The sequence below is a fragment of the Halopseudomonas sabulinigri genome, from assembly GCF_900105255.1.
In the GTDB taxonomy this organism is placed as follows: domain Bacteria; phylum Pseudomonadota; class Gammaproteobacteria; order Pseudomonadales; family Pseudomonadaceae; genus Halopseudomonas; species Halopseudomonas sabulinigri.
In genome coordinates, this window is record NZ_LT629763.1 from 1,211,549 (window position 1) to 1,234,333 (window position 22,785).

Below are 22,785 nucleotides of genomic sequence, written 5' to 3' on the forward strand. Positions count from 1 at the left end.
GCATTTTACTGGAAACCGCTGTACATAAAAACAACAGCCCCTGTCGAACGACTCGACAGGGGCTGTTGGGCAGCACAAGAAAGGTTTATCGCAGGTAGACTGGGCCGACGCCGAAGCCCCAGAAAATCACCGAGGTTGCCATCATCGCCACCAGCACCACCAGGCCTACTGCCAGAATGGAGCTGGAGAAAAGAAAGCCCTCGTCACTGGGAATATCCATGAAAATCGGAATCCCTTGATAGAGCAGATACACGGTGTAGGCGACCGCCGCGGTGCCCACCAGCATGCCGAGCCAGAGGCTGGGATAGAGTGCCGCCAGACCGGCAATGAACAGCGGCGTGGCAGTGTAGGCAGCAAACACCACACAATCGTTGAAGCTGGGCGTCGAGTCGTAGGTGCGGGCCATCCAGTGAATGAAGGCGCCCATCACGGCAACGCCAGCAAGCATGGCAAGGTAGGACAATACCGTCATCGAGAGCGCACTGGTCTGCGTCAGCTTGACCGCTTCCTGCGTGCCGATATACCAACCAACCTGAGTGGTGCCAATGTAGGCAGAGACTACCGGGATAGCGGCAAGAACCAGCACGTGAGTCAAATACATATGACCGATGCTTTCGTCCTCACCCTTGATTTCTTTCCATTCCTCGTCGGGATGGGTGAACAACCCCAATACATGGTGGATCATGGTCTGACCTCCTAATTATTATTCAGCGCTCAAGGCACAGCCATAGCGCCACGGGCGCCGGAATTTCAGCACCCTGCATTGACTATAGCGAAAAATCGAAAAGGCAAAACAGCTTTGCTTAGAGAGATTGGCAACTTCAATTTTTGCCGTAATAGCGTTCAAGAATTAGCATCGCCTGATTGATCTCCTGCACCCGCGCGGTACTGCCACCGCGGTCGGGATGATGCACACGCACCAGCGCGCGGTAACGCTGCTTGATCGCCCTCGCGTCGGTGGGCTGCTCAAGTTGCAGGGCCGCCAGCGCCTGCGCCAGCTCATCCGGCGCCACCAGCGCCCTGCCCTGTCGGCGCCAGAAGCCATCCAGCAGCCGCTGTACATCGTCGACGTGGATATCGCGCCATTGTTGCCAATCAAGATAGTAGGCGCGCAACGGGTCGACCTGCTGCAGCCCCGGCAAAGACTCATCCCTCGGCAGCAAACGGATAGATAGCGCATGAATCTGCAGGCTCAAGCTGTCCGCTGCCAGCTGGTCAGCCAATCGATAAAGTTGATGGAACAACAGAAAGTGCAGCTGAAACAGCCGCAAGGGATCCTGCAGGGCGCCGGGCTCGGCAAACAAGGAGTCGGGGAAGCAGTCGGCCAGCTGACGAATCAACTGGTATTCGCTCAGGCCCTGCGGCGCGGCGCGCAGTTGGCTCAGCAAGGCGGCATCAAAACCGTCGGGTAACAACTGCTCAGGTTGAAGATCATCCATCGCCGCAGTGTAACAGCCGGTGGCACGGCAAACGAGCCAAGCCCGCCACGTCATCAAAGCGCCATTAAAGGTTAAAAGCGCTGTCATGAAATCTGCGTATCAATGTCACCTTCGCTCAACTCTGGAAAGGGAAACAAGATGAACAAGTGGATCATTGCCGCCACCAGCGCAGCCATGATGGCGGCGGTAGTCGGTTGTAAAAGCAGCAGCAGTGACGACGACACGGCGGAAACACCGGAGGTTGTCACACCGGAATCCATCTCGCTCAGCTACCTGGGCCGCTATAGCTCGGGTGTGTTCGGTCAGAGCGCAGCCGAGATCCCGGCCTACGACGCACAGAACCAGCACATCTTTATCGTCAACGCGCAGAAAGGCGCGGTAGACGTCCTGGACGCCAGCGATATCGCCAACCCCACGTTAGTGCAAACCTTGACCGTAGAGAGCATCGCCGAAGGTGCCGTGGTCAACAGCATTGCCTTCAAGACCGGCTATCTGGCGGTGGCGGTAGAGGCCGCAACCAAGACCGATCCGGGCTACGTCGCGCTGTTTGACGCCACCACCCTGGAGCTGCTGGGCTCAAGACAGGTTGGCGCGCTGCCCGACATGCTCACTTTCACCCCGGACGGCAAGTACCTGCTGGTCGCCAACGAAGGCGAGCCGAGCAACGACTACAGCGTCGACCCTGAGGGCTCCATCAGTATCCTCAGCGTCAACGGTGACGAGCTGGTCGAAGTCAAAACCGCTGATTTCAGCGCCTTCAACAGCCAGAAAGCTGCCCTGCAGGACGCTGGCGTACGCATCTTCGGCCCCGGAGCCAGCGTAGCCCAGGACCTGGAACCCGAATACATCGCCGTCTCAGCCGATAGCGCCACCGCATGGGTGTCGCTACAAGAGAACAACGCTCTGGCCAAGGTCGATATCGCCAGCGCTACCGTCACCGAGATTCTGCCACTGGGCTACAAGGATCATGGCCAGGAAGAGAACGCATTGGATCTCAGTGATTCGGATGATGCGATCAATATCAAGGCATGGCCGGGCGTGCTGGGCATGTATCAGCCCGACGCCATTTACGCCTACGAAGTAGATGGCAGCACTTACCTGATCACCGCCAACGAAGGTGACTCGCGCGCCTGGGGTGAAGACGATCAAGCCTACTGGGACGGCGATGCCAGTAAGGGGTTTGTTGAAGAGTTCCGCATGAAGAGCCTGACCGACAGCCGCGGATTCAACCGCCGCGTAGGTGATGATCTGGCGCCGCAACTGCACGCCATGGCAGAAGGCGCACTGATCAACCCGAGCGTATTCGGCTATTGCGGCGCGACCATGACTGACCGCGGCGACTGCGGTGAAGATGAGCAGCTGGGTCGCCTCACCGTGGCCTGGACCGACGGCTACCGCAAGGATGCCGACGGCAATCCGGTCATGTTTGATGCCACCGGCATTGAAAACCCGGCCGGTGACCGCCTCATGTACGACAACCTGTACGCCTACGGTGCGCGCTCATTCTCGATTCGCGATGAGGATGGCAATCTGGTGTGGGATTCCGCCGATCAGTTTGAGCAGCACTTCGCCAGTGCCGACTGCATGCTGGGCAGCAACCGCGACATCCCCTGCGTCGATTACTTCAACGCCACCCACGATGAAGGCGATACCTTCGACAACCGCAGCGACAACAAGGGCCCCGAACCTGAAGGCATCACTGTCGGCCATCTGGGCAACAAGACCTTCGCCTTTATCGGTCTGGAACGCATTGGCGGCGTGATGGCGTACGACATCACCGACCCGACTGCGCCCTTCTTCGTGGATTATCTGAACACTCGCGAGGATTGGACTAGCGAAGATCCCGAGTCAGTGCTGGCCGATGCCGGTGATCTGGGCCCGGAAGGCCTGGTATTCATCAGTGCGCAAGACTCGCCCAACGGCGAAGCCCTGCTGGTGATCGGTAACGAAGTGAGCGGTACTACTGCGGTCTATCAGATCAACCAGGCAGTAGAGTAAACCCTTGCAGCGGCTGACGCCTGGCGTCAGCCGCTGTATTTCACTCAGGCCACCTCCTCGGCCAAATGCTCCAGCGCCATCGCCCGCGCGTGCTTCACGCCCTCCAGAAACTCATCACCCCAACGCTTGATGTCGTTGTGCTGCACCACACCAAACAGCTCCTTGAGCCGCGCCTCGCGTTCGGCCTTGCCCAACGTCAACCCAATATAAAGCGTGTCGCGCAAGTCGTGCGGATCATGCGGGTTGGTCAGCAGCGCGCCATGCAACTCCGCCGCCGCACCGGCAAATTCTGACAATACCAGCACCCCATTACCGCCGCACAGTCCCTGGGTAGCCACGTATTCCTTGGCGACCAGGTTCAGGCCGTCGCGCAGCGGGGTAATCCACATGACATCGGCCATCAGGTAGTAGGCGATCAGCTCATTGAATGGCACCGCGCGATAGAAGAACTGCACCGGCGTCCAGCCAACCCGCGAGAACTGGCCGTTGATGCGCCCGACAGCCTGCTCTATCTGGCTCAGCAGCTCGGCATACACGGTCATTTCCCGTGCGGCCGGCACACATATGGTGATCAGCGTAACCTTGCCGATTAGCTCGGGATGCGCCTCCAGCAAGGCTTCAAACGCCAACAGCTTGGCGTGGGTGCCCTTGGTGTAGTCCAGACGCTCAACCGATAGCACCACGCGCACGCCCTTGAGTTGCTGACGCAGCTCGACAATCTGCTGCTGGCAGTCGTCGGTCTCGATCACATTCTTGACCCGCCCCACATCCAGCCCAACCGGATGCGCGCCCAGTCCGATCGGCCTGCCGTGCACCGAAATCCTGGTGGTCATGCGGTCAAGCCCCACGGCGCAGCCATAGGTCAGATAACGCGGTGCACAGCCCTTCTCCTCCAACACCTCAATCGGCGCGACGCCACGCACTACGTCAACAAAGTTCTCTGCCTGACGCGGAATATGAAAGCCGACGTAATCGCACTGCAACAGGCTCCCGATGATCTCGCGGCGCCAGGGCAATACGTTGAAAACATCCGCCGAGGGGAAGTAGGTATGGTGGAAAAAGGCAATATTCAGATCCGGACGCAAGGGGCGCAAGAACGCTGGCACCATCCACAGGTTGTAATCATGCAGCCAGACTACCGCGCCTTCCGCCGCCTCCGCCGCAGTGCGCTCGGCAAATAGGCGATTCACCTTGAGAAATACCGCCCAGTCTTCTTCCCGGAAAATCGCCCGCTCCCAGAAGGTGTGCAGAGTCGGCCAGAAGGCCTCCTTGGAAAAGCGCTTGTAGAACACATCAACGTCGTTCTTGCTCAGGGCCACGCGTGCAGCGACCAGATTGGGGTAGTTCTCGGCGTCCACCTTGGTGTGCACTTCAAAGGCTTCGCGCTGACGCGGATCGTGAATCGACCACGCCACCCAGGAGCCTGGCTGATCGCCGCCAAAAAAGCTCAACAGCGTGGGCAGAATGCCGTTGGGCGACGACGGTGGCCGACGAATTACCTTGCCGTCCTCAATCACCTCTTCGTACGGCAAGCGGTGGTAAACCATCACCAGATCGGCCTTGCCCTTGATCTGCAGGTCACGCAGCTCCGAGTCCACGCCCAGCGGGCCGAGAAAGCCGAAGTGCGAGATCGCCTCCAGAATGCCGCCGCAGCCGCTCAGGCGTGCATGCAGAACCTTGGCGCGGTCGCCGGTCGCCTCGATCAGCGCCGGTTCCGACTCACCCACGCATACGCCCTTGAAGCCTTGCTCGTACATCGACAGGTCATTCAGCGTATCGCCGGCCACCAGCACCTCTTCCATCGAGGCGCCCATATGCTCAACCAGACGCCGCAGAGTGGAACCCTTGTTAACGCCGCGCGGCAGGCAATCGAGATACATGCCGGCGGAAAACAGCAGATCACATCCCAGCCCTTCCATCGCCGCACGAACCTTGTCGGTCACCGCCCCCGGTTCGCAGAAATAGGAGCAACGACGCTGCTGGGGTACGTCCTGACGCTCCAGACCGGGGAACACCGACAGCCGCTGGGCCACCACCTGCTCGCCCGGCCAGTCGGCTTCAATCTCGCTCTGCACCGGATAGACCGGCTGCAGGGTTTCACCATCCACTACGGTCGCGCCCACGTCACAGATAATGTAATCCGGCCGGGGGATCGCCGGATCAGACAGCAAGGGCACCACCACCTCGAGCCCGCGTCCGGTCACAAAGACCAGGGTGATGCCCGGGTGGGCGTTGATCAGCTGATACAGCCGTTGCCGGTTATCAGGATCGCCGCCCAGAAAAGTACCGTCCAGATCGGTTGCCAACATCATAGTTTTGCTCTCCCTGTGACTACTGAATTCGGTTCTGCGGCGCACACCTTCGCGTGCGCCGCAGGGGTTGGTTCATGGCCGCGCTGGCGGCGCCTGTTCGTCTGTCTGTGGGCCAGGATCAGCCGGCGCGTGCGCCTCTGGCGGGGTATCGGCCGCAGCGTCGCCGGTGACCGGCGATGGCTCGACGTCCTCGTGGGTGGCGTCCTCCAGCATCATCTCCAGCACGGCGTTCGAGGTACGCACCATGGGTATGTAGTGCGCCGCTTCATCAACAATCCGGTCGCGGCCCTGACGCAGTTGCCACAGGGCATAGAATGCGCACAGCGCAAACATCAGAGTAAAGAACAGCGGTAAGGCCACCGGCGCGGTCAGGCTCATCAGTACACCGGCCAGCGCCGGGCCTATCGCCGCGCCCAGCCCGTGCAGCATCAGCAGCGCTGCATTACCGGACAAAATATCTTCCTGGTGTAAATGATCTATAAGGTGCGCCACGACCGCAGGGTAGACGGCAAAGGAGCCCGCACCAAACACCGCAGCAGCGACCAGCAACCACTGGCCGAAGGGGCCCAGCAAGGCCATCAGTACGCCGCCAACGGCGGCCAGCCCACAAATCAGCACCAGCGCCTTGCGTCTGTCGATCTGGTCAGACAGTCGGCCCATCGGCCACTGCGACAATGCACCCGCAACGATCACCAGTGACACGAACCCGGCGATCTGTACGGTATCCATGCCCATACGCCCGGCATACACGGCGCCCAAGCCCCAAAAGCCGCCCATGCCCAGACCGGACAGCACGGCACCAGCGCAGGCGACCGGCGCTGCCTGCCACAAGCGTTTGAGCGACAACGCCGGGGTATCGCTGATAGTCGGCTGCGCCAGCCGAGTAGCCGAAACCGGCATCACCGCTACCACAATAAGGATGGCCGAGATGGCGAATAGCGTGAACGCCATGGGGCTGTCCCAGCGCAGTAACTGTTGCGCCAGCGCCAGCGAGCCGAGGTTCACCGCCATGTAACAGGCGAAGATCTGGCCACGCCGTTCGGGCGGCGCAGTGGTGTTCAGCCAGCTTTCGATAACAGTGTAGATGCCCACAAGCGCGACGCCGGTGATCATCCGCAGCAACAGCCACATGCCCGGTTCAACCCAGAGCACGTGAATAAGCACGCAGGCTGCTTCGGCAGCCGCCAGAAAGGTAAAGGCACGGACGTGGCCCATACGCCGAATCAAGCGCGGGCACAGCCAGGTTCCGAGAATGAAGCCGGCAAAATACGCCGATCCGAGCAGACCCAAGGTCTGATCTGCAAAGCCTTCGGCGCTGCCGCGCAGTGCCAGCAGGGTATTCAGCAGGCCGGTACCCAGCAGCAGCAGCGCGATACCGGTGAGCAATGCCCCGATGGGCACCAGTAGTCTAATCATGGAGCTGAAATCTCCCCTTGGTGGGCGTGGTCGATTTCAGACAGAGCGGGTGTCAATGTGTGCGTTTATGCATCTGTAATTTATATTCAGCTGTAAACACCCTACCGCAGCAGCGCGTCGCTGACCAGCCTGTATTTTCTTCAGCACCAGTTCAACACCCTGCGCTGAAGACTTATATTACGAACAACTAAAGCGCTACACTGCCGCGACATACCCTTTACACAACGAACCGGTTTACGCCATGTCCAGCCTGAAAGATCTTGCCCGCAAAGTCTGCGCTCCGCTGCTCAACCCGCTGGAAAACAGCGATGCCCCTTATCACTACACGCCCAAGAGTCGCGGCATTCTGGTGGTGATGAGCGTGCTGTTTCTGAGCCTGGCCATTGGTCTCGCGGTATTCCTACCCGCAGGCATCGAGCGTACCTTTCTGATTCCGGTCAGCGTGTTCGGCTTGATCGGCCTGTTTGGCCTGTTGGTTGCCTGGCTGGGTTCGGAACGTGCCATCGCCCGCCTGTGGAACAGCAAGCAGGGCTGAGTATTCAGAGGGGAGCCGGCATGAGCAGCAAAATACTCTTGATTGTCGCGCACGCACCTTCGGACAACACCCGCGCCCTGCGCGACGCCGTCATACGCGGCGCCTCCCACGCCGACATCGAAGCGGTCGAGGTACGCTGCAAACCGCCTTTGGAAGCAGGTCCGGAAGACGTGCTGGCCGCAGACGCCATCATCCTTGGCACTACCGAGAACCTGGGCTACATGAGCGGCGCGCTGAAGGACTTCTTTGATCGCAGCTACTACCCGGTGCTGGAGCTGAAACAGGGCCTACCCTGCGCGCTTTACATCCGCGCCGGCATGGATGGCACCGGCACTCGCCGAGCGGTGGAATCCATCGTCACCGGCCTGCGCTGGAATTGGGTGCAGCCACCGTTGACGCTCAGGGGTGACTGGCAGGCGGACTTTGTAGCGCAAGCCGAGGAGTTGGGCCTCTACATGGCCGCCGGGCTCGATAACAGCGTGTTCTGAGCGCTCACCCTTTCAGGCGACCGCGCGAGGCTTCTGGCACGCACCTTACAGCGTTATACTGCGCACATGGACCGCATACTCGCCCGCCTTGAAGGCTGCTATCAGCTCGCCGAGCAGCACTTCGATCGTCATTTCCCCCGCCCGGATATCGAACTGGATCTGCGCGGGCAGCGTGCTGGCGTTGCCTATCTGAACCAGAACCTGCTGCGCTTCAATGGCCAGATGTACCGTGACAACACCGATGACTTCCTACGGCAAACCGTGCCCCATGAAGCCGCGCACCTGATTGCCCATCAGGTATTTGGCCCCCGGATTCGCCCCCACGGCCCGCAATGGCAAGCCATCATGACCGAACTGTTCCGACTGCCGGCCAATCGCTGCCACAACTACGCGGTCTCCAAACGTAGCGGCACCCGCTACCTTTATCGCTGCGCCTGCCCCGACCACATGCCCTTTACGCCGCAACGCCACGCCTGGGTCAGAAAGGGGCGCCAGTATCAGTGTCGCCGCTGCGGCGATCTGCTGCACTTCACTGGCCGGCAGCTGGCGGCGACGGCCTAACTGGCCACCAAGGCGGGCGCCTCGCCAGCCCGGCGCAGCATCTCTATGTAGGGTCTTAACGAGTAACCCAGCTGCGGCTCCATGCAGTCTGCCCACTGCCGCATGTCTTCAAGGTCCAGGCTCAGCTCACCGGATTGCGGAATGAACAGAATGATATTGCCCTCCTCAACCTCGACCTGCAGGTAATGCGGGCCAAACAGACGTCGCAAGCGACTGGCGGCGTAGGGCTGGCCGCTTTGGCCGAGCTGCCACTGGTTCACCACCAACAGGCCGCCCGGACGCAGCGCCGCCTGGCAGGCAACGAAAAAATCCGCTTGCAGCTGCAGACGGGCAATCCCCCCTTCCATATAAAGGTCGAGAAACAGCAAGTCGCAGCTGTTTACCTGAGTCGCAATGTAGGACTCGGCGCTGTCGACCACCACCTCGAGTCGCGCATCATCGCTCAGGCCGAACCAGCGTCGCGACAGCTCGACTACCTTGGCGCGCAACTCCACCGCCGTCAGCTGCTGCGGCTGCAGGTGCTGCAGCACGGCGTTGACCAGCGTACCGCCACCCAGCCCCATGGCAAGCGCGCGCGATGCCCTGCTTTGCCAGTAACAGGCGAGCAGCATGGCGCGAGTATAGTCATATTCGAGCCACGCCGGATCGCTCACCAGAGCGCAGCTCTGCTCGGTTTGCGCACCAAAATACAGATAGCGCAGCTCACCCTGCTGCGTCACGCGCAGGCTGCCGAAGTCGTCCTCACAGCGCTCGAGCTCCTGTTCGGCGGCACTACCCTGTTGCAGCAAATACTGATAGAGCTGACTTATCCAGCCCATAGGCTGTTTACCCTCCGTCACACGCGCTACCATCTGGCGGCACATGTACATAGATACCCAATTCAAGTAGAAGGCCCATGACCGCACTCTGGACACCCGACAGCTGGCGCAGCAAACCCATACTGCAACAACCCACCTATCCCGACCAACAGGCGCTGCTGGCGGTGGAAGACAGTCTCGCCAGTTATCCGCCGCTGGTATTTGCCGGCGAAGCGCGCGAACTGCGCCGCCAGTTTGCCGAGGTGACTGCCGGCCGCGCGTTCTTGTTGCAGGGTGGCGATTGTGCCGAAAGCTTCGCCGAGTTTTCGGCGCCCAAAATTCGCGACACCTTCAAGGTCATGCTGCAAATGGCCGTGGTCATGACCTTTGCCGCCGGCTGCCCGGTGGTCAAGGTTGGCCGCATGGCGGGCCAGTTTGCCAAGCCGCGCTCGGCCGACGACGAAACCCAGGGCGGCGTGACTTTACCCGCTTACCGCGGCGACATCATCAACAATATAGCCTTCGAGGCCGCTGGCCGCGCTCCTGACCCGCAACGGCTGCTTAGCGCCTACCATCAGGCCACCGCTACGCTCAACCTGTTGCGCGCCTTTGCTCAGGGCGGCTTTGCCAGCCTAGACCAAGTGCACCAGTGGAATCTCGACTTTATTGCCAACTCCGCCATGGCCGACCGTTTCCAGCAACTGGCTGATCGTATCGATGAAAGTCTCGCCTTTATGCGCGCCTGCGGCTTCGACAACGAGCACAGCCCGCAGTTGCGCGAGACCGCCTTTTTCACCGCCCACGAAGCCCTGCTATTGAACTATGAACAGGCGTTCACCCGCCGCGACAGCCTGACCGGCGACTGGTACGACTGCTCGGCGCACATGCTGTGGATTGGTGATCGCACCCGCCAGCTGGACGGCGCGCATGTCGAGTTCATGCGCGGCATTGGCAACCCCATTGGTATCAAGGCCGGACCGACTACCGACCCGGACGACCTGCTGCGGTTGATTGATCGGCTGAATCCGGAGAACAGCAGCGACCGCCTGAACGTCATCGTGCGCATGGGAGCCGACAAGGTAGAGCAGCACATGCCGGCGTTGGTGCGTGCGGTGGAGCGCGAAGGCAAACAGGTACTGTGGAGTTCCGACCCGATGCACGGCAACACCATGAAGGCATCCAGCGGCTACAAGACCCGTGACTTCGCCCGCATTCTCAGCGAGGTGGAGCAGTTCTTTGCCGTGCATCAGGCAGAGGGCAGCTGGGCTGGCGGTATTCATATCGAGATGACCGGACAGAACGTCACCGAGTGCATCGGCGGCGCCACCCCGGTCACCGAAGACGGTTTGTCCGATCGCTATCACACCCATTGCGACCCGCGCCTGAATGCTGACCAGTCGCTGGAGCTGGCCTTTTTGATCGCCGAAACCTTGAAAAAAGTGCGCCGTTAAATCCCACGGCGGGTACTGCAGATACGTTGAAAAATCCGCCCGACAAGCTGCCGGGCGGCGTATCATCCTGCTAGCACTACTCACCTGTTTAGGGTCGCCAGCGCTCACTACGCCGGGCGGCCAACCCTGCCCTGGATTGCCTCATGCACGAACAAAGCAGCTTTCTTCTTCTGGCCGTAGTCTTTTTGCTGGCCGCCGTGGCGGCGGTACCGCTGGCCAAGCGCTTGCGCCTGGGCGCGGTCATCGGCTACCTGCTGGCCGGCGTAGTGATTGGCCCCTCGACGCTCAACCTGATCGCGCACCCCGAGGATATCCGTCATATCTCCGAACTGGGCGTGGTGCTGTTGCTGTTCATCATCGGCCTCGAACTCTCGCCGCGGCGGCTGTGGTTGATGCGCAAGGCGGTCTTTGGCGTCGGCGTAGCGCAGGTACTGGTGTGTGCGAGCCTGATTGGCACCCTGGCCTACATTGGGCTGGATCAGCCGGTGAACACCGCCCTGGTCCTGGGCTTGGGGCTGGCGTTGTCCTCCACCGCCTTTGGCCTGCAGATACTGGCCGAGCGCAAGGAACTGAACAGCGCGCATGGCCGCATGGCCTTCGCCATCCTGCTATTTCAGGACATCGCCGCCATTCCGCTGATAGCGTTGATTCCCCTGCTTGGCGGCGCCAGCAGCGATGTTGGCGGCGAGAGCAATCTGGAGCAGTTGATCAAGATTACCGGAAGCATCGCGATCATCGTGATCGGTGGTCGTTACCTGTTGCGGCCGGTATTCCGGATTGTCGCCAGAACCGGCTTGCAGGAGGTTTCCACCGCGACCGCGCTGCTGGTTGTAATAGGTACTGCCTGGCTGATGCAGAGCGTCGGTGTGTCCATGGCGCTGGGTGCCTTTCTCGCCGGCCTGTTGCTGGCAGATTCGGAGTACCGCCACGAGCTGGAGTCGCAGATAGAGCCGTTCAAGGGACTGTTGTTGGGGCTGTTTTTCATCAGCGTGGGCATGACCGCCGATCTCGGCTTGTTGCTCAACAGCCCCGGTGCAGTCCTGCTGCTGACCGCCATGATCATTGGCTGCAAACTGCCGCTGATTTATCTGGTCGGCCGCACCGCTGGCGGTCTCGACAAGCTCAGCGCCCTGCGCCTGGGGGTGGTGTTGGCGGCCGGTGGCGAGTTTGCCTTTGTGGTCTTTCAGATGGCGCGCGACCAACAACTCTTCGACCAGCGCATGCACAGCATGCTGGTACTGGCGATTACCCTGTCAATGGCGGTGACGCCATTGATCATTCTGCTGCTCTCGAAACTGATCAAGCCCAAGGCCGCTGCGGTCGAAGTACCCGAGGAGCTGAAACAGATTGACGCCGAGGCGCCGCGGGTAGTCATCTCCGGCATGGGCCGCATGGGCCAGGTGATCGCGCGCGTGCTGCGCGCCCAGCGCGTGCCCTACATTGCGCTGGAGACCTCGGTGGACAGTATCGAGCTGTCGCGCAGCCTGAGCCGCGACATGCCGATCTTTTATGGGGACTCCCTGCGTCCGGAAATCCTGCGAGCCGCACAGGTGGATCAGGCGGAGTTTTTCATCATCACCACCGACGACCCCGACACCAACCTGAAAACCGCCGAACTGGTGCGTCGCCTCTATCCGCACGTGACCATCATCGCCCGCGCGCGCAACCGCCAGCATGTACATCGGCTGATCGACCTCGGTGCGTTCGCCGTGCGCGAAACCTTTCACTCCAGCCTGGAGATGAGCAAGCAGGTACTGACCGGCCTTGGCCTCAGCGAAGCCCAGGCAGACTCGCGCCTGACCCGTTTCCGTGAACACGACGAACAGGTACTGGCCGCGCAACACAAGGTGTATGACGATGCCGCCGCCGTCATGCAGACGGCACGCGAGGCCCGTGCCGATCTGGAGCGGCTGTTCGATTCGGACCAGATCGAGGCACGCAGTATTGATGAGGCGCTGCAACGCCCGCCAGAGTGAGCCGCCGGGCACCCGTGGCGGGATTGGCCTGCTACAATGCCCGCTCACTGACTTCAGGAATCACAGCATGGCCGATATCGGACGTTTCAACCGACTGCAGGTCCTCAAACACACCGGTTTCGGCCTGTATCTCAACGGCGGTAACGACGGCGATATCCTGCTGCCCAAGCGCTACATCCCCAAGGACAAACCCAGTGAAGTCGGCGACTGGCTGGATGTGTTCATCTACTTCGACAGCGAAGACAAGATCATCGCCACCACCGAGCAGCCCAAGGCGCAGGTAGGCGACTTTGTCAGCTTGAAAGTCATCGCCAAAAACAACGTCGGCGTGTTTCTCGACTGGGGGCTACCCAAGGATGTGCTGCTGCCCTTCTCGGAGCAGAAGCGCCCGCTGGAAGTGGGTGACTACGCCGTGGTGCATCTGTACCTCGACAAGCACACCAGCCGGGTAATCGCCACCAGCCGGCTGGATCGCTATCTCGACAAGACGCCAGCGCGCTACAAGGCCGGCGACCCGGTTGATCTGCTGATCGTGGAGCGTACCGACCTGGGCCACAAGGCCATCATCAACGGCCTGCACTGGGGGCTGGTGCACAAGAACGAAGCCTTCAAATTCCTGCGCGGCGGTCAGCGCGAGCAGGGCTACATCCGCGAAATGCGCGCCGACGGCAAGATCAGCCTCAGCCTGCAACCGGTGGGGACTGCGGCTGCCGATCAGCTACAGGACCAGATATTGCAAAAGCTGCTGGATAACAACGGTCAACTGGCGCTCAGTGACAAGAGCACCCCCGAGGCCATCAGCCGCGCCTTTGGCGTCAGCAAGGGCAACTTCAAAAAAGCCATTGGCGGCCTGCTGAAACAGGGCAAGATCAGCATTCACAGCGACCATATCGAGCTGCTTTAAGCTGCCAGAAGGCTTCAGGCCGCCCGATAAAACGCCCGGTACTGGCCGGGCGTCAGCGCCGTCCGCACTTTGAAATGGCGCTGAAAATGCGCCTGATCGGCAAACCCAAGATCCAGCGCCAAGCCATTCAGGCTGCACTCTGCGCGGCGCAATTCTGCTCGTGCCCGCTTGATCCGCGCATCCAGCTGGAAGGCATGCGGCGCCTGGCCAAATTCACGCTTGAAGCTGCGTATCAGTTGATAGCGGTTCAGCCCGGCCACCTGCGCCAGCGTGTCCAGCTGCAGGTTGGTATCCAACTGATCCATGATCATGTCGCGCGCCTGCTGCACACCCGGATGCTGAGGCGGTGCGACCGGCGAACCGGCGGAGAACAACGATTGCAGTAGCTCGATAAGCTGAATCTCTGCCGCAAGCGCAGTGCCGGCATCCAGCAGACTGGCAAACAGCTGATCAAATCGCCTGGCAGCGCCCGCCTGCACATGGGTCGCGCCGGGGAAGCAGTGATAGTCCTGACTGCCGCCAAGCACCTCACGCTGGAGCTCACCCAGCCAGTTGGCATTCAGAAACAGCATGCGGTAAGACCACAGCCCCGCCGCCGGATTGCAGGAGTGCACCTCGCCGGGGTTGACCGTGAACATACTGCCGACACCGATGCGTTGCGACCGGCCGCGGTTGCGATACAGCGTGTGGCCCTGATCAATCACGCCGAAGGAAAATTCGTCGTGGGTATGCTGCTGATAGCAAGCGCTGGAACGGTCGGCCTGCCGTAGCTCGACAAGGGGCAAGGCTGGGCTGCGTTGCAGGACTTGGGATGGGTTCTCGCGCATACCTACCTCGTGATCAATACAGCAGAATCATTGCCACGCTGCCCACCAGCAGCAGCGCCATACACCGATTGAACCAGCGCATGGCCGCAAGCCCAGGTAATTGCCGCCCCAGCAGATGGCCCGCGAGGGCCCAGCTGCCGACACCGAGCAGACACATCAGCAGCGACAGCATACAGAACAGCAACAACGCCTGCTCGCCGGCAGTACTGCCGCTGACGAACAGGCCTATGCCGGCGGTGGAAAACAACCAGGCCTTGGGGTTGAGCCACTGGGCCAGGGCGCCGGCCCAGAAACCCGGCACCTGAGCCGCTGCACTGCTGCCCGGTAGTTCGCCCCGCGCAGTAACCAACCGCCAGGCGAGGTACAACAGGTAAACCGCCCCCAACCCGCTCAGTATTCGCAGCAACTGGGGATGATCCTGCAGACTGCCGAGCAGCCCCACCCCCACCACAAACACCATCAGGGTATAACCCAGCGAGGCGCCCAGCACGTAGCGCGCAGCCCGCCACACGCCCGCCTGCGCGCCGGCGGCGACCGCCACCACGCAGACCGGGCCAGGCGCAATAGAACCCACCAACGAAAACGCCAACATCGAACCTATCAGGGTCAACATGCACTCACTCCACCATCGGCGCACTTGGGCGCCCATGGTCGGCATGCTCGCTTGTATGCCATGAGGTGTATTGAACGAAATTGCAGCTGTGTTTTGGGAGCGGCGGCGCCTAGGGCCGGGAAGATGGCGGCGGGCCTCGAGCAGCAGCGCCGGTCGCAGCGCCGCTAGCCCGGTTGGAGGCCGGCCCTCCCGGCGACGCAGCACGCCAAAACGAGAAGACCGGGTGCGCTTTCAGGTCCGGACAGGCGCCGGGTACGCCCGTCCGGTTGCGCTGCGTCAGTCCGCCGGCCGGCCCTGATCCGGTTGACTGTAATCGCAAACACCCTGAGGGAAGATGGCATTCAGCTCGGCCAACTCATCCGCGGACGGCACCCAGCTGCCATAGGTACCGTCGCTCACGGCGGTGCTGACTGGCTTGAGCGCACACTTGAAGACGCTGCCCTCAATGGGGCCACCGGCGACCATGCGCGAGGTGGTGTAAGTCGGGAAGGCGTCTGTACAGGCGCCGGCGGGTTGATCATCAAGGATGCCGTTCCACACGTTGTCACCCTCCGCAATCAGGCTACCGTCGGTGTTGAAGCAACTGTCCACCGCGCCGTCGGGACGATTATCGCCAATACTGAGCTCCGGGTTCTCGCGGATATTGGCCAGCCACTCATCCAGCACGTCCAGCGCCTGCCAGGTCTGGTCAAAGTTTTTCTGCGCGCGCGGGCGCGCCGGATTGCTGGTATCGGTCGGACGGGTATCGGTAAACCAGATCACCTGATTGTCGGCGTTGCCCATCTTGTTCAGCACCCGCTGACGGACCGAGAAGGACTGATGGCTGTTGTGCATATCCAGCACTTCTTCCAGATAATGCCGCCAGTCGATCACCGGAATATTCAGCTGGCCATCAAACACCATGCCTTGTTCATAGGCTGCGTTGATCGCCAGCAGATCACCCTCGGTGCGCGGCGCCGGAGCCGTACCGTCCGGGCTGAGATTCATGTTGCGACGGCTCCAGGGATCAAAGTTGTCCGGCGTATTGGGCGGCAGGAAGGGCGCGCCCTCCTGCACCATTTCGCTGGGCTGCTTCCAGCCGCCAATCAGCCGATTCAGCTTGAGGAACTCGCTGGTGGTGATGTCGCCACGGCGCAGCGAGCGCAACCCGTACTGCACGCCCACGTTGTCGAACAGGGTACGTGGCTGGCCGTCGTCATCGACGCCGTAGACGTTGCGCAGGTCATCAAAATGCGTCCACTGCACCGTATTCATGATGCCCGGCGGAAACATTTTTTCCTGATTGGTTACCTGCCCGTAATGCGGGTTCATGGTCAGTGGCGTCAGCCCGCGCCACGCGGGAATGCACTCGCTCATGCCCGGCGCGCTGGCGTAACCCAGGGCGATCTTGGTGTCGTACAGCGGGTCGGCGTAGGCATCAGTCGCATTCATGCCCACCAGCAAGCTGCGATTGGCGGTGGTTTGCCACCGGGCGTTGCTGCGATCCGTGGCATCCATGTAATGCTCCAGCAACTCGCAATCGCCGACATGAATGGTCTGGGTGACCATGTCCGGGTAAGAGTACTGCGGCACGCCGGCGTCGATCAGGCCAGGGTGATTCTGCGAGTACACGTATTGCTGGATGGCGCCACCCGAACCACCAATGGCGACCGTATAGTCCGGCACGCCAAAACGCTTGATAAAGTGCTCCTTGACCATCAGCGCCGTTTCACCTCCCACCTGCAGGTTGTAGTGGGTGTTGGCGCGCGTACCGGTGGAGTAGATCACCGCATAGCCCTTGCCCAGCACTTCAGGCGTAAGAGCCGCGCTGCTCAGCTTGCCTTGCGTGTGGCCAATAGCGACCCCGCCCTCAAAGTGATAAAGCAGGCGCCCGTTCCAGTTAGCCGTGCTGGCAGCATCGGCTGCATCACCACGGGTGGCCAGGGTCGCAAAACTGTAGATGAAGCGGTTGAGCGTGCCGACCTCGCGGCGCACGACAAAATCCACTTCGCGGCCATCGGTGAGCGTGGTAGTCGCCATATCGGCGGGACGCGAACCGTCACCGGGCAACGCGGCGTAGCTGTTGACCGTGGTGCGATAGAGGAAGTCCACCCGCGGCTCGATCGTACAGTCGCGGCTGTAGCCCACCACCGTCTCGCCCTCCAGTACCGGATAACCCTGCTCCTGGCTATCGACCAGCGGCTGTATGCCCAGCTCGGTATCCACGCTACAAACAAACGGGTATTGCTGCGGGCCGGAGAAGACCGGGCCGGTTTCGGGGTAACTGGTGAGCGTCATGCTGTAGAGCTCGCCGTATTGGCTGTGGTGCAACTCCAGCTGGTTCTCACCGAGTTCCAGCCCTTCGATCAGGACTTCCAGCCGACCGTTGCGCTGCAGCATCCGCGTCGGTTCGATCTCCCTGTCATTCAGCCAGAGTTCGAGGTCATCCAGCTCGTCGTTGATCAGCTCGATATCGCCTTCAATGGTCAGCAGCACAGCGCTGCCGGTAACCTGATCGGCGGCGCTGGAAAGCACACCGAGCTGCAAATCAGGCCGTGTCGTGCTATCTGAATCCGAGCCCCCGCTATCGCTGAGGCAACCGCTGAGTGCCAGGGTCAATAAACTGATGGTAAAGGCAGGTGCAAACCTTCTTGGCATATCCATTACAGATCCCTCTTGTTTAATGGGCTTCTTATTGTGGTAACCCGTTCTGATTACTGCGCCGCCCCATCCTAGGCAGCGGCCGGCAGGCAAAACAGGCACAGATGGCGGTTTTCTACTGACACAGACCCTCAGCCGCTTTGGCTAAGGCCGGCGAGCTCACCCAGGCAACGCAGCTTGGCCTCGGTTTCTGCCGTCACCGGGCTGCCTGCGTTAAGCCGGAGAAAGTCGGAATGATTTACCCCGGCCGAGAAAACACTACCGGGAAACACATGAATGCCATGCGCCAGCGCTCGCTCAAACAGCATTCGCGCATCCTGTTTATCGGGCAACCGCACCCACAACACGCAGCCGCCCTGCGGCTCGTGCACCTGGGTACCAGCCGGAAAGCTCTGCCGGACAATCTCGATCATCGTCTGCACCTGGGCCTGCAGCCGGGCGCGCAGCTGTTGCAGGTGCTGGGCGTAGCCGCCGCTTTCCATCAGCCGGCCCACCAGCAGCTGCGGGGCGGCGGCGGTAGTGATACTGCTGATCTGTTTCAGCTCGCGCAGCCGCCCGTGAAACCGCCCCGCCGCCACCCAGCCCAGCCGCAAACCGGGCATCAGCGACTTGGAGAACGAGCTGCAGTAGATCACCATGCCTTCGCTATCAAAAGCCTTGGCCGGCAGGCTATCGCCGCTGTAAACCGTATCGCCCCAAATATCGTTCTCGATCAGCGGTACCTGGTAACGGCTGGCCAGTTCAACCAACTTGCGCTTGCGCTCCAGCGACAGACTGAAGCCCAGCGGGTTCTGTGCATTGCAGGACACCAGGCACGCCTTGACCTGGCCACGCTTGAACGCCTGTTCAAGGGAGTAAAGGCAGAGCCCATCGCGGTAATGGGTGGGAATTTCCAGCGCGCGCCGTTGCAGCACCTCCAGCGCCAGCAGCGAGCCGTAGTAAGTCGGTGTCTCAACCGCCACAACGTCACCGCGCCGGGTCACTGTGCGCAACGCCAGCTCAATGGCTTCCATGCAGCCATTGGTGACCAGGATGTCATGCTCGGCCAGTGGCACCTCGTGGGTAAGGCTGCGGTGCGATAGCTGGCGGGCAAAACTGGCGACCCCGTTGGGGTGTGAATAGTCCCACACCGCTTGCGGCTGTCGGCGCGTCAACTCGCGGTACAGGCGCATGATACGCGGCACCGGCATCAACTCTGCCGCGGGCAAAGCGATCCCCAGATGCAAGATCCCGGCCCGGGTGTGCGGCTCCATGTAGCGCAGAATGTCTTCGCTCAGCGAGACATCCACCGGCAGCAGCGGAAAGTGCGCCACGCTCTGACCGCTGCCAACGCTCGGCAAGGCAGCACAGACGAACGCACCCGAGCGCTCACGTATGTCCACGTATCCGTCCAGTTCAAGCTTGCGCAAGGACTGAATCACCGTGTTGATGCTCACGCCAAACAGCTTGCTCAATGCCCGCACCGACGGCAGCCGCTCACCCGGCTGATAGTTGCCACTACGAATGTGGGCCGTGAGTTGCTCACTGATGTTTTCGTAAAGAAACAGATCCTGCGCCATCGCATCCTGCCTCGACGCTTCGGGAGCGTCCTGCGTTCTTGTTTTTCTGGTCACTCTGGAGTCTAACCGCAGTTCGGAGCGCGCGCTAAATTGGTGCATCGCAAATTGGCTTCGGCACAGCAACCATCACCCGATCACCGCTCCAGAACCACGGCTGGTGCACACCAACTCGCCTGTTTGGGTGCTTGTAACAATTTTTCACAAATTTAGTATTGGCGAGCCAATATGCAGTTATGTCTCGCCACAGCCGCCAGCGGCGACCCGAATGCACTCAGCGAGGCCTCGGCACCCCATAACAAACACAAGGAAATTGCTATGTTCGCACTCAATAAAATCTTCAAGAACGGTCTTGCCGTTGTCGCTCTCACCACCCTGTTTGCCGGGGCAGCCCAGGCCACCAACCCCGGCTCCAGCAGCCCGGATACCATGATTCTCGGTGACTCCATATTCGCCCTGTCCGGCGACATCCACGAGTACCTGGAAGCCGACCTGGACGAGAATATCGATACCTACGCCCGTTCCGGCTGCCAACTGAGCGGCGGCAACATCCTCTGCTCGCGCACCTACTCGGTGGAGCGCCAGTACGCCCGCGCCAGCAAAAGCGGCATCAAGACCGTGATCTTCAACGGTGGCGGCAACGATATTCAGCTGAACAGCTGCCGTCCGTCCTTGAGCCGCTGCATGCCGCTGCTGAATGAACTGGAAGACAAGATCGCCGCCCTGGTTGCCGACATGCGCGATGACGGCATCGAGGAAATCATCTTCCTCGGTTACTACAACGCCGTTGGTGGTGCCGAAGAGCTGCGCGAGATCAACAACTACAGCATGAACTACAAGGCCGCCGCCTATCCCGGTATGAACGTCAAGTTCGTTGACGTACGCGCCGCCTTTGCCGGTAACGAGGCTCGCTACATCACCAGTGACGGCATTCACCCCACCGCCGCCGGTTCCCGCGTGCTGGCTGACCTGCTGCTGCAGGCGCTGGATCAGTAACGCCCGCAATCGCTCGGGGCCACGGCATATGACGCCGTGGCCTTGTGCATTCCCCGGTTACCAAACTCCCCTTGAGAGCCACACTCACGGCGCTCATAATGCACGGCCTGCCCCTCTAGCCACAGGCCCTCGCATGTTTCGCTGGTTTGAAAATCGCCTGAACCCCTTCCCCGCCGAAGAACCTACCGAGCCGCCGCGTTCGCTGCTGGCGTTTTGTCTGCACTACACCAAGGGGGCTTGGCCCTACCTGATTCTGGCCTCGATTCTGATGGCCGGCATTGCCATCACCGAGGTCTGGCTGTTCGGTTTTCTCGGCAGCATCGTTGACTGGCTAAGCGAGCAGAACCGCGAGACCTTCCTGCAGACGGAAGGCTGGAAACTGGCCGGCATGGCCTTTGTGGTGCTTATTGCCTTGCCGCTCCTGATCTTCAGCAATTCGCTGCTGACGCACCAGACCCTGATGGGCAATTACCCCATGCGCATTCGCTGGATGGTGCACCGCTACCTGCTCAAGCAGTCGATGGCCTTCTATCAGGACGAGTTCGCCGGGCGCATTGCCACCAAGCTGATGCAAACCGCGCTGGCAGTACGCGAGTGCGTGATCAAGCTGATCGACGTGCTCAACTACATCATCGTCTACTTTATCGGCACCCTGCTGCTGGTTGGCTTGGCCGATTGGCGCCTGACCTTGCCAATGCTCGGCTGGCTAGCCGGTTACGTATTGCTGATGCGTTACTTCATTCCGGTGCTCGGCAAGGTAGCCAAGGTACAGGCCGATGCGCGCTCAATGATGACCGGGCGCATTGTCGACAGCTACACCAATATCCAGACGGTCAAACTCTTCTCCCACGCCAAACGCGAGTCGAGCTACGCCCGTGAAGGCATGGATGAGTTCATGGTCACCGTGCATCAGCAGATGCGTCTGGTTACCCAGCTGTACAGCCTGCTGTATCTGCTCAATGCGCTATTGCTGCTGGGCGTGACCGGACTGGCAATCTGGCTCTGGTTACAGGGCGCGGTGAGCGTCGGCGCGGTCGCCGTGGCGGCCGGACTGGTGCTGCGGCTGTGGGGCATGTCGCAGTGGATCATGTGGGAGCTCTCTGCGCTGTTTGAAAACATTGGCACCGTGCAAGATGGCATCAACTCCATCTCGCGTCCGCAGCTGGTCAACGATGTGCCAGATGCCAAACCCCTGCAGGTCAGCCAGGGCGATATTCGTTTTGAGCAGGTGCATTTTCATTACGGCAAGGGCCACGGCGTGATGGGCAACCTGAACCTGCACATCAAACCCGGTGAAAAAATTGGTCTGGTCGGCCGCTCCGGCGCAGGCAAGTCGACCCTGGTCAACCTGTTGCTGCGTTTCTACGACGTGGAGTCCGGCAAGGTGGTAATCGACGGGCAGAACATCGCCGAGGTCCAGCAGGACAGCCTGCGCGCGCATATCGGCATGGTGACGCAGGATACTTCGCTGCTGCATCGCTCGGTGCGCGACAACATTCTCTATGGCCGTCCCGATGCCGACGAGCAACTGATGCTCAACGCCGCGCGCAACGCCGAAGCGGACCAGTTCATCGCCGAGCTGGAAGACGCCAAGGGCCGCCGCGGCTTTGACGCGCATGTGGGTGAGCGTGGGGTGAAACTGTCTGGCGGTCAGCGCCAGCGCATCGCCATTGCCCGCGTGATGCTCAAGGACGCGCCCATCCTGATTCTCGACGAAGCTACCTCGGCGCTGGACTCGGAAGTCGAAGCCGCCATTCAGGAGAACCTGAACAAGCTGATGCAGGGCAAGACCGTGATAGCCATCGCTCATCGTCTCTCGACCATCGCCGAGATGGACCGGCTGATCGTGATGGATCAGGGCAACATCATTGAAGACGGCAGCCACGCTGAACTGGTCGCACGCGGCGGCCTGTACGCCAAGCTGTGGGCACGGCAGTCGGGTGGTTTTCTGGGCGAGGAGCTGGAAGAGGACGTGACAGAACAGCTCTGACTTGCCAGCGCCAGACACAACAAAGCCCGCATTCGCGGGCTTTGTTGTTTGCCATGACTGAACTGCTCAGGCGTAGCCAATATGGTCGGATGAAATACGGATCTTCCCAGTGGCTCTGAAGCGCGGCGAGGATTAACGTCAGATATAGCACGCAGTATTGCTACCAAGGCTCGCGCTTCCAGCCTCATTTGAAAAGCCTCCACACCAACCACGTGCTGGACCATCCCCCCTACGCACGGCACGTCCCAGCCTCAATTGGAAGCCTGCCTATCTTGGTGGCTTAGAA

The 22,785-nt window shown here is 60.8% G+C and carries 18 protein-coding genes; 9 read left to right on the top strand and 9 right to left on the bottom strand.

Annotated elements, in window-relative coordinates; genetic code table 11:
• Window positions 1–85: 85 nt before the first annotated feature.
• Complete coding sequence (locus BLU26_RS05445) at window positions 86–685, bottom strand: Yip1 family protein (protein ID WP_092284591.1); 600 nt, start codon at window positions 683–685, stop codon at window positions 86–88.
• A 136-nt stretch (window positions 686–821) separates the two neighbouring features.
• A complete protein-coding gene (locus tag BLU26_RS05450; RefSeq protein WP_092284592.1) occupies window positions 822–1,439 on the bottom strand; it encodes a DNA-J related domain-containing protein in 618 nt (205 codons plus the stop codon).
• A gap of 138 nt (window positions 1,440–1,577) precedes the next feature.
• On the opposite strand from BLU26_RS05450, the gene BLU26_RS05455 reads away from it, so the two are divergent.
• The gene (locus BLU26_RS05455; protein WP_092284593.1) at window positions 1,578–3,437 is read left to right on the top strand and encodes a choice-of-anchor I family protein; all 1,860 of its coding nucleotides are present in this window, start codon (window positions 1,578–1,580) and stop codon (window positions 3,435–3,437) included.
• 44 nt (window positions 3,438–3,481) lie between these two features.
• Here BLU26_RS05455 and ggpS read toward each other — a convergent pair whose 3' ends face one another.
• Window positions 3,482–5,749 (bottom strand): glucosylglycerol-phosphate synthase, encoded by a 2,268-nt coding sequence (ggpS, locus tag BLU26_RS05460; RefSeq protein WP_092284594.1) that lies wholly within the window; start codon window positions 5,747–5,749, stop codon window positions 3,482–3,484.
• A gap of 72 nt (window positions 5,750–5,821) precedes the next feature.
• The gene (locus BLU26_RS05465) at window positions 5,822–7,165 is read right to left on the bottom strand and encodes an MFS transporter (RefSeq protein WP_092284595.1); all 1,344 of its coding nucleotides are present in this window, start codon (window positions 7,163–7,165) and stop codon (window positions 5,822–5,824) included.
• A gap of 241 nt (window positions 7,166–7,406) precedes the next feature.
• Here BLU26_RS05465 and BLU26_RS05470 point away from each other — a divergent pair, with 241 nt between their 5' ends.
• From BLU26_RS05470 to BLU26_RS05480, 3 genes are all read left to right on the top strand, one after another.
• The gene (locus tag BLU26_RS05470) at window positions 7,407–7,700 is read left to right on the top strand and encodes a hypothetical protein (RefSeq protein WP_092284596.1); all 294 of its coding nucleotides are present in this window, start codon (window positions 7,407–7,409) and stop codon (window positions 7,698–7,700) included.
• Between the two features lie 20 nt (window positions 7,701–7,720).
• Window positions 7,721–8,188: a flavodoxin family protein gene (locus BLU26_RS05475; RefSeq protein WP_092284597.1), complete on the top strand. Its 468-nt coding sequence runs from the start codon at window positions 7,721–7,723 to the stop codon at window positions 8,186–8,188.
• A 66-nt stretch (window positions 8,189–8,254) separates the two neighbouring features.
• A complete protein-coding gene (locus BLU26_RS05480) occupies window positions 8,255–8,749 on the top strand; it encodes a SprT family zinc-dependent metalloprotease (RefSeq protein ID WP_092284598.1) in 495 nt (164 codons plus the stop codon).
• Here BLU26_RS05480 and BLU26_RS05485 read toward each other — a convergent pair.
• Complete coding sequence (locus BLU26_RS05485; protein WP_092284599.1) at window positions 8,746–9,567, bottom strand: spermine/spermidine synthase domain-containing protein; 822 nt, start codon at window positions 9,565–9,567, stop codon at window positions 8,746–8,748. The genes BLU26_RS05480 and BLU26_RS05485 overlap by 4 nt on opposite strands.
• A gap of 77 nt (window positions 9,568–9,644) precedes the next feature.
• Between BLU26_RS05485 and BLU26_RS05490 the strand changes: the two genes are divergently transcribed.
• From BLU26_RS05490 to BLU26_RS05500, 3 genes are all read left to right on the top strand, one after another.
• Window positions 9,645–10,997, top strand: a complete 1,353-nt coding sequence (locus BLU26_RS05490) for a class II 3-deoxy-7-phosphoheptulonate synthase (RefSeq protein WP_092284600.1) — start codon at window positions 9,645–9,647, stop codon at window positions 10,995–10,997.
• Between the two features lie 143 nt (window positions 10,998–11,140).
• The gene (locus BLU26_RS05495) at window positions 11,141–12,973 is read left to right on the top strand and encodes a monovalent cation:proton antiporter-2 (CPA2) family protein (protein ID WP_092284601.1); all 1,833 of its coding nucleotides are present in this window, start codon (window positions 11,141–11,143) and stop codon (window positions 12,971–12,973) included.
• Between the two features lie 67 nt (window positions 12,974–13,040).
• Complete coding sequence (locus BLU26_RS05500) at window positions 13,041–13,877, top strand: CvfB family protein (RefSeq protein ID WP_092284602.1); 837 nt, start codon at window positions 13,041–13,043, stop codon at window positions 13,875–13,877.
• A gap of 14 nt (window positions 13,878–13,891) precedes the next feature.
• On the opposite strand, the gene BLU26_RS05505 is transcribed toward BLU26_RS05500, so the two are convergent.
• From BLU26_RS05505 to BLU26_RS05520, 4 genes are all read right to left on the bottom strand, one after another.
• Complete coding sequence (locus tag BLU26_RS05505) at window positions 13,892–14,704, bottom strand: AraC family transcriptional regulator (RefSeq protein WP_092284604.1); 813 nt, start codon at window positions 14,702–14,704, stop codon at window positions 13,892–13,894.
• A gap of 13 nt (window positions 14,705–14,717) precedes the next feature.
• A complete protein-coding gene (locus tag BLU26_RS05510; protein WP_231702008.1) occupies window positions 14,718–15,317 on the bottom strand; it encodes a LysE family translocator in 600 nt (199 codons plus the stop codon).
• Window positions 15,318–15,593: 276 nt separating this feature from the next.
• On the bottom strand, window positions 15,594–17,960 hold the full coding sequence (locus BLU26_RS05515; RefSeq protein ID WP_197674536.1) for a DUF6351 family protein: 2,367 nt from the start codon (window positions 17,958–17,960) through the stop codon (window positions 15,594–15,596).
• A 128-nt stretch (window positions 17,961–18,088) separates the two neighbouring features.
• Window positions 18,089–19,516, bottom strand: coding sequence for an aminotransferase-like domain-containing protein (locus BLU26_RS05520; protein WP_092284606.1), 1,428 nt, complete (start codon window positions 19,514–19,516; stop codon window positions 18,089–18,091).
• Window positions 19,517–19,831: 315 nt separating this feature from the next.
• On the opposite strand from BLU26_RS05520, the gene BLU26_RS05525 reads away from it, so the two are divergent.
• Together BLU26_RS05525 and BLU26_RS05530 are read left to right on the top strand one after the other, a co-directional pair.
• Complete coding sequence (locus BLU26_RS05525) at window positions 19,832–20,509, top strand: SGNH/GDSL hydrolase family protein (protein ID WP_157719307.1); 678 nt, start codon at window positions 19,832–19,834, stop codon at window positions 20,507–20,509.
• A gap of 133 nt (window positions 20,510–20,642) precedes the next feature.
• Complete coding sequence (locus BLU26_RS05530; protein ID WP_092284610.1) at window positions 20,643–22,499, top strand: ABC transporter ATP-binding protein; 1,857 nt, start codon at window positions 20,643–20,645, stop codon at window positions 22,497–22,499.
• The last annotated feature ends 286 nt before the right edge of the window (window positions 22,500–22,785 follow it).